The sequence below is a fragment of the Streptomyces fagopyri genome (genome assembly GCF_009498275.1).
Classification (GTDB): Bacteria; Actinomycetota; Actinomycetes; order Streptomycetales; family Streptomycetaceae; genus Streptomyces; species Streptomyces fagopyri.
The window spans coordinates 3,311,489-3,325,300 of record NZ_CP045643.1 but is presented as its reverse complement, the minus strand read 5'-3'; the positions used below and the strand labels follow the sequence as shown (position 1 = coordinate 3,325,300).

Annotated in this window: 16 protein-coding genes; 13 read left to right on the top strand and 3 right to left on the bottom strand. The window is 68.4% G+C overall.

Annotation, left to right across the window (positions count from 1 at the left end; all coding sequences use genetic code 11):
• Window positions 1–4 precede the first annotated feature (4 nt).
• The 10 genes from GFH48_RS14135 (at window position 5) to GFH48_RS14090 (ending at window position 6,159) form a co-directional block, all read left to right on the top strand.
• Window positions 5–1,381, top strand: a complete 1,377-nt coding sequence (locus GFH48_RS14135) for an FtsK/SpoIIIE domain-containing protein (protein WP_153288615.1) — start codon at window positions 5–7, stop codon at window positions 1,379–1,381.
• A gap of 79 nt (window positions 1,382–1,460) precedes the next feature.
• The gene (locus tag GFH48_RS14130) at window positions 1,461–1,670 is read left to right on the top strand and encodes a hypothetical protein (RefSeq protein WP_153288614.1); all 210 of its coding nucleotides are present in this window, start codon (window positions 1,461–1,463) and stop codon (window positions 1,668–1,670) included.
• Complete coding sequence (locus tag GFH48_RS14125; protein ID WP_153288613.1) at window positions 1,667–2,293, top strand: DUF2637 domain-containing protein; 627 nt, start codon at window positions 1,667–1,669, stop codon at window positions 2,291–2,293. The genes GFH48_RS14130 and GFH48_RS14125 overlap by 4 nt, the downstream gene beginning before the upstream one ends.
• 18 nt (window positions 2,294–2,311) lie before the next feature.
• Window positions 2,312–2,503 (top strand): hypothetical protein, encoded by a 192-nt coding sequence (locus GFH48_RS14120; protein ID WP_153288612.1) that lies wholly within the window; start codon window positions 2,312–2,314, stop codon window positions 2,501–2,503.
• On the top strand, window positions 2,503–2,694 hold the full coding sequence (locus GFH48_RS14115; protein ID WP_153288611.1) for a mobile element transfer protein: 192 nt from the start codon (window positions 2,503–2,505) through the stop codon (window positions 2,692–2,694). The genes GFH48_RS14120 and GFH48_RS14115 overlap by 1 nt, the downstream gene beginning before the upstream one ends.
• A gap of 10 nt (window positions 2,695–2,704) precedes the next feature.
• Window positions 2,705–2,899: a hypothetical protein gene (locus GFH48_RS14110; protein WP_153288610.1), complete on the top strand. Its 195-nt coding sequence runs from the start codon at window positions 2,705–2,707 to the stop codon at window positions 2,897–2,899.
• Window positions 2,900–2,913: 14 nt separating this feature from the next.
• Entirely contained in the window at window positions 2,914–3,165 is a 252-nt protein-coding gene (locus tag GFH48_RS14105) for a SpdD protein (protein WP_153292900.1), read from the top strand.
• Window positions 3,166–3,281: 116 nt separating this feature from the next.
• Window positions 3,282–4,598 carry a replication initiator gene (locus GFH48_RS14100; protein ID WP_153292899.1) on the top strand — a complete coding sequence of 439 codons (1,317 nt, stop codon included), beginning with the start codon at window positions 3,282–3,284 and terminating at the stop codon, window positions 4,596–4,598.
• A gap of 20 nt (window positions 4,599–4,618) precedes the next feature.
• On the top strand, window positions 4,619–4,789 hold the full coding sequence (locus tag GFH48_RS14095; protein ID WP_028805806.1) for a helix-turn-helix transcriptional regulator: 171 nt from the start codon (window positions 4,619–4,621) through the stop codon (window positions 4,787–4,789).
• Window positions 4,786–6,159: a tyrosine-type recombinase/integrase gene (locus tag GFH48_RS14090; RefSeq protein WP_153288609.1), complete on the top strand. Its 1,374-nt coding sequence runs from the start codon at window positions 4,786–4,788 to the stop codon at window positions 6,157–6,159. The genes GFH48_RS14095 and GFH48_RS14090 overlap by 4 nt, the downstream gene beginning before the upstream one ends.
• A gap of 1,057 nt (window positions 6,160–7,216) precedes the next feature.
• Here the strand turns inward: GFH48_RS14090 and fxsT are convergent.
• Entirely contained in the window at window positions 7,217–10,237 is a 3,021-nt protein-coding gene (gene fxsT / locus GFH48_RS14085; protein WP_153288608.1) for an FxSxx-COOH system tetratricopeptide repeat protein, read from the bottom strand.
• Between the two features lie 128 nt (window positions 10,238–10,365).
• On the opposite strand from fxsT, the gene GFH48_RS14080 reads away from it, so the two are divergent.
• The 3 genes from GFH48_RS14080 to GFH48_RS14070 all read left to right on the top strand — a co-directional run bounded on the left by GFH48_RS14080 (window position 10,366) and on the right by GFH48_RS14070 (window position 12,445).
• A complete protein-coding gene (locus GFH48_RS14080) occupies window positions 10,366–10,875 on the top strand; it encodes a hypothetical protein (RefSeq protein ID WP_228120568.1) in 510 nt (169 codons plus the stop codon).
• A gap of 542 nt (window positions 10,876–11,417) precedes the next feature.
• Window positions 11,418–11,855, top strand: coding sequence for a GntR family transcriptional regulator (locus tag GFH48_RS14075; RefSeq protein ID WP_153288606.1), 438 nt, complete (start codon window positions 11,418–11,420; stop codon window positions 11,853–11,855).
• 29 nt (window positions 11,856–11,884) lie between these two features.
• Window positions 11,885–12,445, top strand: a complete 561-nt coding sequence (locus GFH48_RS14070; protein ID WP_153288605.1) for an HD domain-containing protein — start codon at window positions 11,885–11,887, stop codon at window positions 12,443–12,445.
• On the opposite strand, the gene GFH48_RS14065 is transcribed toward GFH48_RS14070, so the two are convergent.
• Entirely contained in the window at window positions 12,438–12,911 is a 474-nt protein-coding gene (locus GFH48_RS14065; protein WP_153288604.1) for an NUDIX domain-containing protein, read from the bottom strand. The two genes, GFH48_RS14070 and GFH48_RS14065, sit on opposite strands and share 8 nt — an antisense overlap.
• The gene (locus tag GFH48_RS14060) at window positions 12,908–13,654 is read right to left on the bottom strand and encodes a helix-turn-helix transcriptional regulator (protein ID WP_153288603.1); all 747 of its coding nucleotides are present in this window, start codon (window positions 13,652–13,654) and stop codon (window positions 12,908–12,910) included. The genes GFH48_RS14065 and GFH48_RS14060 overlap by 4 nt, the downstream gene beginning before the upstream one ends.
• Window positions 13,655–13,812 lie beyond the last annotated feature (158 nt).

The following is a 13,812-nucleotide window of genomic DNA, read 5'->3' as shown; positions in this document are numbered from 1 at the left end:
TCGCGTGACCGACCTGGTGACGGTGGCGGAGCTGGGCGGGGCCTTCGCCGCGATAGGCGGCACGGCCTACCTCAAGCATGCTCACCCCGCCGCGTACTGGTCCACGGTCGGGCTGCCGGTCTCGGTGGCCCGGCTGCTGGGCTCCTACTCCTCGACCATGGACGCATGTGGTCTGACCGTCGAGCCCTCACGCTGGCGGGCCCTGGCCGTCAGGGCGACCACTCGACGTGAGGTCCGGCCGGTACCGCCGCGCCGGGGCATCATCCGGCCCACCTCGACCGGTCTGCGTATGCGGCTCAGGCTCGCCCCGGGTCAGGAACCCGCGGACCTGGCGGCCTCGGCCGAACGCCTTCGGCACGCTTGGGGCGTTCACGCCGTGTACGTACGGGACGTCAAGCCCGGAGTCGTCGAACTGCGGCTCGTCGGCTTCGACGTCCTGCGGAAGGTACGGATGCCGCGCCGGGCCGGGGCCGATCTCTTACGGGTGCCGGTGGCGCTGCGGGAGGACGCGACCGCGTTCGTCCGTGACTACCGGGCCGTACCGCACGAACTCGTCCTCGGCGCCACGCTCTCGGGCAAGTCCATGTACCTGCGCAACCTGATCGCCGGCCTGGCCGCGCAGCCCGTCGTCCTGGTCGGTATCGACTGCAAGCGGGGTGTTGAACTCTCACCGTTCGCCGCCCGGCTCTCCGCCCTGGCGACCGACCCTGAGCAGGCGGCCGAATTGCTGCCGGTGCTCGTGAAGGAAATGGAGGACCGGTACGACCTGATCAAGGCCCGACAGGGCACCGCCCCGGGCACCCCCGACGAACTGATCACCTCCGACATCTGGGGTCTGCCGGAAGACGAACGCCCGTACCCGGTCGTGCTGTTCGTCGACGAGGTCGCGGAGCTCTTCCTCGTCGCGACACGCAAGGAAGAGGAACGACGGGACGAGATGGTCACCCACCTCATCCGACTCGCCCAGCTCGGCCGCGCGGCCGGCATCTACCTGGAGGTCTGCGGGCAGCGCTTCGGCGCCGAGCTGGGCAAGGGCGCCACCATGCTCCGCGCCCAGCTCACCGGCCGCGTCTCCCACCGCGTCAACGACGAAGCCTCCGCGAAGATGGCACTCGGCGACATCGCGCCGGAGGCCGTGTCCGCCGCTTGCTCCATTCCCGCCGAGCGCCCCGGGCTCGCCGTCGCCGGTGACACCTCCGGCGGCTGGTCCCGCATCCGTACCCCGTACATCTCGCTGGCCGACGCCGCCGCCACCTGCCGCAGCACGGCTCACCTTGCCCCCGACGTACCGGCGCTCTCTCCCTTCAAGCCCTACGTCCCTCCGGCACCGGCCGCGAAGCCTGCCGAGCCACTGAGCCACCCCCGGCCGGTCGTCGAGTAGGCCCAACCCGCCCCCGATTCGACGCACCCAAGCGTCAGGTCCCTACCCCGCCACGCCCGAAAGGAGGAGAGCACCCACCATGTGCCCCGACTGCGAGGACTTCGCCCGAACCGTCGTCCTGCTGGGACAACTCGCCCTGTACGCCGACAGGTCGGACGCCGACGCGACGTTCGTGGATGCCGTGGGCGTGTCCCTGGCCGCGTCCCTCCCGGAGCCCCCGCCCGGCATCTTCCCGCCCGGCTACGACCCCGATGACGGCCCGGACTACCCCGGTGAAACGCCCCGATGACCCGGCCCGTCTTCCGCGCGGACGCGGTCCTGGTCCAAGCCGTCATCGCCGGGGCCCTGTCCTTCGCCCACCTGCACGACCTCGCCGCCGCTGCCGGACAGAGCGGATGGAAGGCCTGGGCCTATCCGGTCTCGGTCGACCTGCTTCTCGTCGCCGCCTGGCACCGACTCCGCACCGGAGGACCGAAAGCCGCGGCGTGGGTCTGGTTCCTCGTCGCCCTGACGGCCTCGCTCGGAGCCAACGTTTCGACCGCCGGCCTCCTCGACCTGGACCACGTTCCCGCCTGGCTGCGGATCCTTGTCGCCGGATGGCCCGCGGTCGACTTCCTCGACGGAACCCTGCTCGCTCACCGAAGCCCCGTGACGGCGCCGGAACCGGAACCGGGGCGGGGGAAGGCGCCCACCCGGATCGACGAGAACGATCCGATCACCCCGGCTCCTGAACCGTCGGCCGTCCATTCCCCCCTCAATGCCGCCATGCCGCCCGCCCTCGTCGCACTGGCCCACAAGGTCGCCGATGAACACCGCACCCGGACGGGGACGGCCATCGACACCGCGACCCTGCGCGCCCGCCTCGGCGTCCCGCTGCCGCTCGCCGAAGCCATCGCCGCCCGACTCGCCTGACCCGGAGGACATTCCACCGTGCGCCCGTCCACGCTCCGCGCGCTGAACCGCGCAGCCGAGCTCACCCGACAGAACCGGCTCACCGAAGCCATGTTGATCGCCGAGCCGGTCATCCTCGCCGCCGACTTCTACGAGGGCGAGGAGATCAAGGCCTGGCTGGTCAGCCACGTCGCCGACTTCACCCGAGAGAACAGGAAGGGAACCGACTGATGCCCGCGAACCCGCGCTTTCGCCGAGTCGTCCGCATCGGCCCCGTCCAGGTGGCCACGTACTACGACGCCCGGGGCCGCGAGAAGCACGCCGCCGCCTGCACCGCACCGCGCTGCGGCTTCTGCACCGACTACGACAGCCGCGCCGCCGCCGAACTGGCCGCGCGCACCCACCGCTGCGCGACCCGCTGAGGGAGCTCCCATGACCGTCTCGCTGCCGCTCGTCCTCGTCCTGGGGCTCATCGCCTGGGCCGCGATCAAGTTCCTGGGCGTCCGCGTCTGGATCGTCGTCGTGATCGCCCTGTTCGGCTTCCTGCTCTCCAGGACCTTCCTCGCCCCGGTCATCGACTCCGGCACCCGCTCCGGTGTCGACGTCGTCAACGGTACCCACGACTGAGAAGGAGACCCGCCGTGTTCCGCCCCAAGCTGCCCGACGTCCCGACGCTGCCCGGCTCGAACGCGCTGAGCCCGCACCACACCCACACCCCGGCACCCTCCGCCGGCCGCCACTCCCTGAGCCCGTACGTGGGCGCGGTCGCCGCGGTGGTCGTCGTCGGAGTCGTCCTGACCGCGCTCCTCGCCGTCGTCGCCGTCACGGCTGTGTCCGTGGCCATCGCCGCCGTGGTCCTGCGCTCCCTGGTCACTGGCGCGAACAAGCGCTGACCGGCCGCCGGGGCGGCAACAAGCCGCCAAGCATCCCGCCGCCCCGGGGCCGTCCCTCCCAGCCACCGAAACAGCCGAAAGGAACTCTCATCATCACCCGGCAGACTCCGCCCCCGCTGGCGGAACTCTCCACGCTGGCCTCCATAGGCACTCTGCCCGAACTGGCCCGCCAGCTGTCCACCTTGGGTGGTTGCACTCACCCTGTCCGCCTCGACGGTCACCGCACCGAGTACTCGGTCGACACCACGACCGGCGAGATCGGCCCTGCCCTGCACCACCTCGACTCGACCGCCCTCCCAGCCGGCAACCTCCTCGTCCGCTGCAACAACCGACGCGCGACCCGCTGCCCGGCCTGTGCCGAGACCTACCGCCGCGACACCTTCCACCTGATCACCGCGGGACTCCGCGGCGGCAAGGGCACTTCGGACCAGGTCGCCACACACCCACGCGTCTTCGCCACCTTCACCGCACCCGGCTTCGGCCCCGTCCACAACCGCCCCACAGGCGGCCGGGCCTGCCGCTGCGGCACGCACCACGACCACCAGGACCCGGCCCTGGGGACGCCGCTCACTCCCGACTCCTACGACTACGAAGCGGCCGTTCTCTGGAACGCACATGCCGGAGCCCTCTGGCGTCGCTTCTCGATCTACCTCCGCCGCGAGGTCGCCAAGCGCGCCGGCCTCACCCAACGAGCCCTTCGCCATCACGCCCGCGTCTCCTTCGCGAAAGTGGCCGAGTACCAGAAGCGCGGCGCGGTCCACTTCCACGCGGTCATCCGCCTGGACGGCCCCGAGGGCGGTGACACCACGCCTCCGGCATGGGCGACTGCCGACCTGCTGACCGACGCCATTCGCGCCGCAGCGACCGCCACCCGCGTCGACGGGCCGGAAGTCGACGACCGTCAGCACTCCTTCGTCTTCGGCCGGCAACTCGACGTGCGCCCGATCCGCTCCGCCGACTTCGACGACGGCCAGGAGCTCACCGACCGGGCCGTCGCGTCGTACATCGCGAAGTACGCCACCAAGGGCGCCGAGACCACGACCGGCACCCTCGACCGCCCGCTCAGGTTCCTCGCCGAGCTGGCCCAAGCCAGCCTCACCGAACACGCCCGCCGCCTGATCCGCACCGCGTGGACCCTCGGCGCCCGCAAGGACCTGGAACACCTCCGCTTACGCGCCTGGGCCCACATGCTCGGCTTCCGCGGCCACTTCTCCACCAAGTCACGCCGCTACTCCACCACCCTCGGAGCCCTCCGCACGGCCCGCGCCGACTGGCGCCGAGCCCAAGCCGCGGCCGCGCAGCCTGAGCGCGAGCCCGAGACGACGTACGTCCTCGCGCACTGGGCCTTCGCCGGAACCGGCCTCTCGGCCGCCGAAGCCTGGCTGTCCGCGTCCCTCGAACCCGCCCTCGGTACGGAAGGAGAGCCGACGTGAATCCGCAACGCGATGAGCTGATGACCGTGCGCCAGGTCCTGAACGAGCTGGGTGGGGTTTCTCGCCGGACGTTCTATCGCTGGCGTGAGTTGGGGCATGGGCCGGCCGCATTCAAGCTGCCCAACGGGGAGCTCCGGGTGTGGCGAAGTGACTTCTCCACGTGGCTGCGAGAGCTGGAGGCCGCGGCGTGAAGTCTCTTGACGTGAAGGTCTGGGCCGTTCGGAAGCGTGACACGAAGACGCCCTCGTACGGCGTTCGCTGGTCCGTGGCGGGCAATGTCTTCTCCGACTCGTTCCGGACGAAGGCACTCGCCGATCACTACCGCTCGAAGCTGATGCGGGCGATGCGCGACGGCGAGGAATTCGACCAGGCGTCCGGGCTTCCGGACTCGATGGAACCGAAGAAGTCGGCTGTGTCCTGGTACGACTTCGCCCTGCGGTACCTCGCCATGAAATGGCCCCACGCCGCCCCCAATACGCGCAACGGCATCAACGAATCGCTTACCAGCGTGACCGTGGAGCTCCTCGACGAGCGGGCTGGACGGCCGTCCGATCGGGCCATCCGCCAAGCGCTCCGCAATTGGGCTTTCGTCCTGCCAGGGCCTGGTGATCGAGACGTCCCGGACGACGTGCGGAACGTCCTTCACTGGGTGTCGAAGGCATCGCGACCGCTGACCGATCTCGCTGAACCGGCCACGGCGCGTGCGGTGCTGGACTCGCTGAAGCTCAAGCTCGACGGCACGGCCGCGGCAGCCGAGACCGTGCGGCGTAAACGGCGGACCCTTGTCAACGCTGCCAACTATGCGGTCGACCTGGGGGAGCTGCGCGAGAACCCGATCACGGCCGTCCGCTGGCAGAAGCCGAAGGTCTCCAACCAGGTCGATCCTCGCGTTGTCGCGAACCCCGAGCAGGCTCGGAATCTCCTGGCGGCCGTCTCCTACGTGGGCGGCTACCGGCGGGCCCGTGGTCGGCGCCTGGTGGGCCTCTTCGCTGCGATGTACTTCGGCGGTCTCCGGCCGGCTGAAGCGATCGGCCTCGTCGAGACGGACCTGAGCCTCCCCGAACAGGGCTGGGGAGCGGCGCTGCTCCACCGGACACGTCCGTCGGTCGGCAAGCAGTGGACCGACACGGGGGAGACTCACGACGACCGCGGTCTGAAGAACCGGCCGGTTGAGGACGTCAGGCGAGTGCCGATACCACCCCACCTCGTCTCCGCACTCCGCGAGCACCTGGCTACCTTCGGCACCGCGGACGACGGCCGACTCTTCTTCAGTGAGAAGGGTTCGGTAGTCCCGTCCTCGACGTACTACCGCGTGTGGCAGGAGGCCCGTCTCCTCGCGCTCCCGCCGGCCGTGGCGTCCTCGCCGCTCGCGAGTCGGCCGTACGACCTGCGGCACTCAGCACTGTCGACGTGGCTCAACGCGGGGGTCGACCCCACAGAGGTGGCCGAGCGCGCCGGCAACAGTGTCGAAGTCCTGCTGACTCGCTATGCGAAGTGCCTCGACGGGCGGCAGGACGTCGCCAACCGGCGTATCGAGGACCTGCTGCGTGAATACGAGTGAGATGTCCCGCCCCCGAGACTGAGGCCCCAGGCATATCGTCTGGGGCCTTCTCGTTTCGAGCCGCACCTACGGTGCGGCTCACTCACTTGCGTGGGCAGTTGCGTTTGTCATGCCCGCGGTAGTCGCACACGCTGCACTTCCCAGCGTTGGGAGATACGTCGCACGACCGTCTGTCGTGCCCTTCCTCGCCGCACCAAGAGCAAGTGCGGGTCCCGCTCGCGCTCATTTTTGTCCTCCGTATGGTCCGTGGCTCGCCCCTCGGACGGGAGTCTAAACGTCGCGAACCTGTTAGATCGGCGTGTTGTCAGACGAACAGCCACATGGGGAAGGGGAGTTGGCCACAGTGCGTGTGCGGTCCGCTAGCCGCTCCCGTTCGACCGGAGATTCGCCCCTCGCTAACGCGTCCTTTTCGCGAGACGCCAGCGTTGCCTGCGTCGGCGGCATCCATGATCTCCACCCGGTGGGGCCGACTGCATGCGCTGGCAGGCGTTCCCCGTTTCCAGGTCCTCATCTGCGGCAACGTCCCAAGATCCCGTCCACGCCTCGTCCACAGACCCCGACATACGGCCGCTCCGGGCGGCATCCGGCTGCACATACGCGAAGACCCCGGCCTCAGCGTTTCCGCTGGTGACGGGGTCTTTGGGCACCTCATGAGGGGTGCCCCCGGCAGGATTCGAACCTGCGCACACGGCTCCGGAGCACAATCAGAGTTCGGCTTGCATCTTGGCTCTGACCAGTGGTTTTCCTGATCCCAGGAGCTGCCTGGTGCCCTCCCGTATCGCAGATAGTGCGAAGTCGGAAGGCGCCTCCGGCGCCTGCCTCGATTGAAAGGTCGGCTTCGCCGACGGGCTGCAACACCCCGGGGTGTTGCAGCCCTCTGTGACCGGACCGCCCGGACATCTCCTGCGACTCGGAGCTGTGGCGCCTGCAACTTGCTGCTCGCGGCACTGCGACGGCCAGTGGGTGCGTCGGCCGACCAGGCGCGCGTGTACATCGATGCTCCCCAGGGGACTCAGTAGGATCGTCTGAGTGTGCCTGCCCGCTGGCTGGTTCGGGGTTACCGGCGCTTGCGGCCAAAGCGTGACTTCTTCCGCTTCTGTGGGGCCAGCAACCGTTGGGCCTCGAATTGCCTTCCCATTGTGCTTAGCACCTTGGCCAGGTCTCGCGTGGCGCGTGCGGTGGCGGGGTGATCGTTGCCGAGGCTGCGGCGCCGACGATTGCGCACGTCGTCTAGGAGTTGAGCCGCTGTCGTGTATTGGTGCAGGGCGTGCAGAGTGACGGCGAGGCTGTGAGCGGAGTTGAGGGTGTTGGGGTGGTCGTCGCCGAGGGTGTGGCGCCGGCGGGCGAGGGTGTCCTCGTGGATGCGGCGGGCTTCGGCGTACTCGCCGAGGCTGTGCAGGATGGTGGCGAGGCCGTTGGCGGAGGCGAGGGTGTTGGGGTGGTCGTCGCCGAAGATGCGGCGCCCGCGGGCGAGGGTGTCCTCGATGATGCGGCGGCCTTCGGCGTACCCGCCGAGGCCGTGCAGGGTGTTGGCGAGGCCGTTGGCGGATTGGAGGGTTTCGGGGTGGTCGTCGCCGAGGGTGCGGCGCCGGCGGGCGAGGGTGTCCTCGTGGATGCGGCGGGCTTCGGCGTACTCGCCGAGGCTGTGCAGGATGGTGGCGAGGCCGTTGGCGGAGTCGAGGGTGGTGGGGTGGTCGTCGCCGAGGGTGCGGCGCCCGCGGGCGAGGGTGTCCTCGATGACGCGGCGGGCTTCGGCGTACTCGCCAAGGGCGTGCAGGGTGGTGGCGTGTTCGTTGGCGGATTGGTAGGTGGTGGGGTGGTCGTCGCCGAGGGTGCGGCGCCCGCGGGCGAGGGTGTCCTCGTGGATGCGGCGGGCTTCGGCGTACTCGCCGGCGACGTGCAGGTTGACGGCGAGGCTGTGGGCGGCTTGGAGGGTGGTGGGGTGGTCGTCGCCGAGGGTGCGGCGCCCGCGGGCGAGGGTGTCCTCGATGATGCGGCGGGCTTCGGCGTGCTCGCCGAGGTTGTGCAGGGTGATGGCGAGGCTGTGGGCGGATTGGAGGGTGTTGGGGTGGTCGTCGCCGAGGGTGCGGCGCCGACGGGCGAGGATGTCCTCGAAGAGGTAGAGGTTTCCGGCGTACTCGCCGAGGCGGGACAGGGCGCTGGCGAGATCGTTTGCGGATTGGAGGGTGTCGGGGTGGTCGTCGCCGAGGGTGCGGCGCCGACGGGCGAGGGTGTCCTCGATGATGGGGCGGGCCGCGTTGGTGTTGCCGAGGTCGGCGGTGGCGTGGCCGAGGTACTGCGCGGCAGTGAGGGTGTCCGGGTGATCCTGTCCCAGATCGGTCGACCAGGCGTTGTGAGCTGCGGCGGTGAGGTCGCGGGCGGTGCGTGTCTGGCCGCTTCTGATTAGGTAGTGGGCGGCGTCGAGGACCGTTGGCCGCAGTTCAGGTTGCTCGGTGGTGGCGAGGTGGACTGCAGCGAGGTGGGGGGTGAGAGCTGCCCAGCTAGGCCAGGAGTCCGGGCTCTGGGGGTCGCCGGGGTTGACGGCGGCAAGGAGGGTGGTGGCGTCGTTGCGGATGGCCACGGATTGGTCTGGGCGGGTTTGGTCGCGCAGGACGGCTTGCGTGAGGCGGTGGATCTGGAAGCTCTCGGACTCGGTGCGGGCGAGGCCATAACGGCTGAGGGGGCTTAGCGCGTCGTGGAGCCACATGGGGTCGTCGGGGTCGCCGGGGATCGTAGTCAGTAGGGGCCGGACGGTCTCCAGCCAACTGTTTTGAATGGGTTCGGGGCCGAGGAGGGCAACGAGGTGGAGGAGGGCAACCGCAGCGGGGTGATCGTCGGTGAGGCGGTTGGTGGCGATGGTGACGGTAGCTTCAACCGATGCGGGGTAGCCAGGGGCGCCGCCTTTCTTCAGGATCTGAGTCGTGTTCGTGGTCAGGAGTTGGCGGTAGCGGTCCAAGCTCATGCCGCCGTTGGCGATGACGCCGGCGGCTTGTGCGAGGGCGAGGGGGAGGTCGCCGAGGTCCGCCGCGAGGGTGTTGGCCTGCTCATCGCTCATGCCGCTGACTCGACCCTGCAGATAGGTGACGGAGTCGGTGCGGGCGAAGACGTTCAGTGGAGTGGTGCGGGCAGTGCCGGCCCAGTTCGGGTTGCGTGAGGTGATCAGAGTGTGGCCGGAGCCTTGGGCGAGCCAGGGTTCGATCTGGTCGGGGTCTTCGGCGTTGTCGAGGATGAGCAACCAACGGTCGCGGACGTCGAGATGGGTGAGCATGGCGCGGGCGTTGGCTTCGGCGCCGGCCTCGGGTTTGGCGATGCCCAGGCGGGTAGCAATTTCGGTGTAGCGGACGGGCATCTCGGCGGGCTGTTCGGCGTCGATCCACCACACTAGGTCGTACTGGCCGGCGAAGCGGTGGGCGTACTCCAGGGCGAGCTGGGTCTTGCCGACCCCGCCCATGCCGTGCAGGACCTGGGGAACGGCCCTGCCTTCCTTCACGAGCCTTTCGCGCAGGCGGGCGATCTCGGCTTCGCGGCCGGCGAAATCGGGATTGCGCCGTCGCACACTCCACACTTCGGGCTGCCCAGTGCTTCCGGGCAGACGTGGCTTGCCCTGGCCTGCAACTGGAGTGGTGGCTGTGACCGGGATGGTGCCGGGAAAGGGCGGCGGGGCAGTGGGGCGGCTGCCGCTGTTGACGGCCTCGCGCAGTGCGGCCAGGGCGGCGGCTTCATCTAGGCCATGTAGGTCCTTGCGGAGCTTGGCGGCCAGGATGCGGGGAAGATCCTTGGTAGCGAGGGGCTCAAGGGCAAGGGGGATGAGGCGGTCGCGATGCGCAACGGCGGCAGTCCACTCCTCGGTAGTCCAGCGTTCATCCTCGAAGTAGGAGGCGGAGAACAGGGCGATCACCGCATCGGCGCCCTCCAGTGCCTCATCCATGCGCTGGACCAGGTTGTCCCCGGTGCGCCAATCCCAGATGTCCAGGGTGACCTGGTGGCCGGCCTGCTCCAGGTGCCAGCCGGCCCATTCGGCCCAGCCCCGGTCGGTGCCCGCGTAGCTGATGAAGAACTGCTGGGCGTAGTCGGTCACTCTTGCCCCCCGTCCCTAGGCGATCGTGGTCCTTTGTCACGCAGTGGCCATGATCCCGCCTATAGCCTGGGGCGGACAGGGGATAGGTGAAATCGGGAGGGGTGGGGTCAGTGCGGAGTCCGAAGAGTGTGGACGTAACCCTGAAACTGCCGGGAGTAGAGGTCTCCGGTAGCTGGGAGCCGAACAATGTGGAGCGGCGTGCCGCGTGGGAGCTCTACGTCGAACTCGTCACCCGGGTCTCTGTCGTACCACTCCGGCAAGACGAAGGGCTGCTCCGGGAGGCGCTGAGCAGTCTGTATTCGCTATTCGGAACCACGCGGGAGATCCTGCGCCGGCATGGACCTGAGATTGCTGAACCGAAACGGGACGGACAGTACAACTTCGGCTACCTGGCTGTGGCGATGCTCAACTACGGGGTGCGCCCGCTACTGGCCCGCTGGCACCCCGCTCTGGAGGACTGGGAACACCGCCGGCCCGTCGACCGCTCTCGACGCGACCACGAGCTGGCCTGGCCCCAATCCGACCAACTCCGCACCGCCCTGCGCGACACCCGCCAGCTCCTCACCGCATACGCAGACCTCCTCGCCACAGCCTGCGGCGTCCCCAACCTCCTCGAAGCCATCCCCACCCGCGAATGAACGACGGAGTTGAACCGCCACACTGCCGCTGTGTCCGCCCGGTCCGGTGGGCTGCTGAGGTATACCAAGAGGAACCCGCGGCCCTGCGGTGGCACGGCTGATTCTGGCGACCGACCGGCCCCGCCTCGGGTCTCGCTCCATGCCTTCGCGCCTATCCACGTGTGGGCGCGCGGCGGCGGACGGCCGTGCCGAGCGGGACGGAGCCAGGAGCTTGGGCGCGGCCGGGCGCGGGCCGCGTGCCCGGCGGAGCGTGAATGACGCCGGGTGTCTTGATCGGGTGGGGAAAATTTCAGTTCCCCACCGTCGCGCAGGTCAGATCTGAAGTCGCCTCTGGCTCCTACGCCCATTGAGAGGTCGCCGACGGGCTGCAGCACCCCGGGTGCTGCAGCTTCTGCGACCGGACAGCCCGGACAGCCGTACCTCGAGCTGTCCGGCGCGTTAGTGCAGGTGAGAGCCATAGTCGGACAGTCGGACAGTCGGGACACCACCAGCAAGGGTGTCCGTGGGAAGCTTGAACGCGACGGTGTCCGAAGGAGGAACGCGTGCCGAGCCCCAGCCCTCGCGGGACGTATCAGGTGATCTCTCAGGCATTGCGCGAGCGGATCGCCGCTGGAACCTACGCGGACGGGATGCCGTCGGAGGCCGAGATCGGACGCGAGTTCGAGGTGGCTCGTACGACGGTTCGGCGCGCGCTGCATGCCCTTGAAGAAGCGGGGGACATCAAGACCGTTGCCGGCGTTGGCCGCATTGTCGCCAGGACAGCTGGGAATGCCCCGTACGAACGGATCATGGTCGACCTGTTGAAGCAGATCCGGAATGGCGACCTGCCTGCTGGAGCGCGACTCCCGAGTGAAGCCACTCTCGTAGAGAGGTACGGGGTGTCTCGTGGCACGATTCGCCGCGCCGTGCATGAGCTGGAGACCGCCGGCCACGTTGAGGCGCGGCAGGGCGTAGGTCGGTTCGTCAGGTCCCCTTCTTGAACTCCCAATCTCCCAGAAGGCAGTAGAAGATGCGCCTGGTCAAGTGGGCCCACGACCTTGCTGAGTCGATGTTGGCTGACAGCTTGCCGCGGCGGTGGGCCCACTCCAAGAGGGTTCACTCCCAGGCACTGGCGCTCGCGCCGACGTTGGGCCGGGACGCCGAACTGCTGGCCGCTGCTGCCATTGTGCACGACATCGGATATGCCAGGGACGCTGTGGATACCGGACAGCACATGATCGACGGGGCTCGGTATTTGCGCGACGTTGTAGTGGCCGACCCGCGGCTGTGCAGCGTGGTGGCCTTCCACACGTCCTCTTCGTGGGAGGCATCTCAACTCGGTCTGGATGATGCGCTCGCCGAGTTCGGGCCCGCCGAACCGGAGTTGGTAGACGCGATCACCTATTGTGACCTGACCAGTACTCCGACTGGAGACCTCGTGGACCCTGCCGAGCGGCTCTCAGAAGTTCTAGAGCGGTACGGTCCTGAACACGTCGTCTTCCGGGCGGTGTCCGAGGCTCGACCCGAGCTTATGGCCAGGGTGGCCCGAGTACGGCGCCGTGCCGAGGCGATGGAGACGAAGCTCAACTGATTAACGGGACCTCGGCGTCGCGGAACCCCTCTTCGAGGCGTCGGCGTGTCGTTGGTGAGACGTCGAGAGAGTCGAGTTCTGCTCGCCGGAACCACTGCACGGCGAATGACTCCGCACTCACCTTGATCTCGCCGCCGATCGGCCTGGCTCGGAAACAGAGCGAGAACTCCTGACGCACCTCTCCGTCCGCGAAGGCGATGACGTGACCGGGGTCGGTGAAGATGCCGACCAAGCCGACCACTTTGACGTGAATCCCTGTCTCCTCCAGGACCTCCCGGACGACAGTACTGGCGATGTTCTCCCCGACTTCCTGAACGCCACCGGGCATGCCCCAGCGCCCGTTGTCCGAACGTTGCTCTAGGAGTACGTCGCCTGCGTCGTTCACGACGAACGCGGTTACCGCGGGCACGATGCTGTTGGCTTTCGGCGCGGCTGGATCGTTGAAGTAGTCGGTGCGACGACTCATGAGGACCCTTCAATGGGGACGGCTTCGGACCACACTTTCTCGAAACTCTGTTGGTACGTCGAGACCAGCTCGGCGCCGGCTACACGACGGAGGTGGAGCACCGGGGCCATAGGGGCGCTCACGCCGTAGACCTGCGTATTGACCAGCCACTCGTCGTCGGAGCGGTAGAGCGAATTGTGAAGAGTTGACCTGTGCTTGCGGAACTCGATGCCTGGGACCGAGTACAGCGGACGGTAGAGCTTCATGACCTCGCGCACCTTGTAGGCGACGCCTTCGCCGATCTCCTCCTCTTCGCCCCGCCGCTGGATCTCCGGACTGCTGGGGTCGCCCAACAGGATCCGGGCCCGTACGCCGGACGACGCCTTCAGCCTCAGCAGCTGGGGCCAACGCGGGTTCTCCGCGAGGAAGACCCCCGCGTGGACGAGTACGCCTATCTCGCGCTCGGCGCGGCCGAAGAGCTGGAGCCAGAGATCCGAAGGAACGTAGGAGCGATGTGGGTACACCTTCAGGACCTCGGCGTCGGCAGCATCCTGACGCTGGCCGTCGGGAAGGCCGTTCGGCCAGAGATATGCCTCGTCTTCGCGTACGAACGCGGCGACGGCAAGGCGGTGGCGCCGGTAGGGCGCACGGTCCTGAGTTATCCAGCGCTCGACGGTCTTCGGGTCCACTCCGATGTGGGTTGCCATGGCGTCGACCGTGATGCCGTTCGTCAACATCGCCGATCGTAAGCGTTCGTTCGCCATCCCAACTCCCGGGGACGTCTGGGGACGTGCATGACTCAGTGAACGCTAACGAGGACGTCCCAAGTCGTCCAGGGACGTGGTGACTTCGTCCCACCAATGAGCGGCAATCTGATGTCACGCCGCAGGGCAACCCGAAAGTCCCGACTGACTTGACAGCC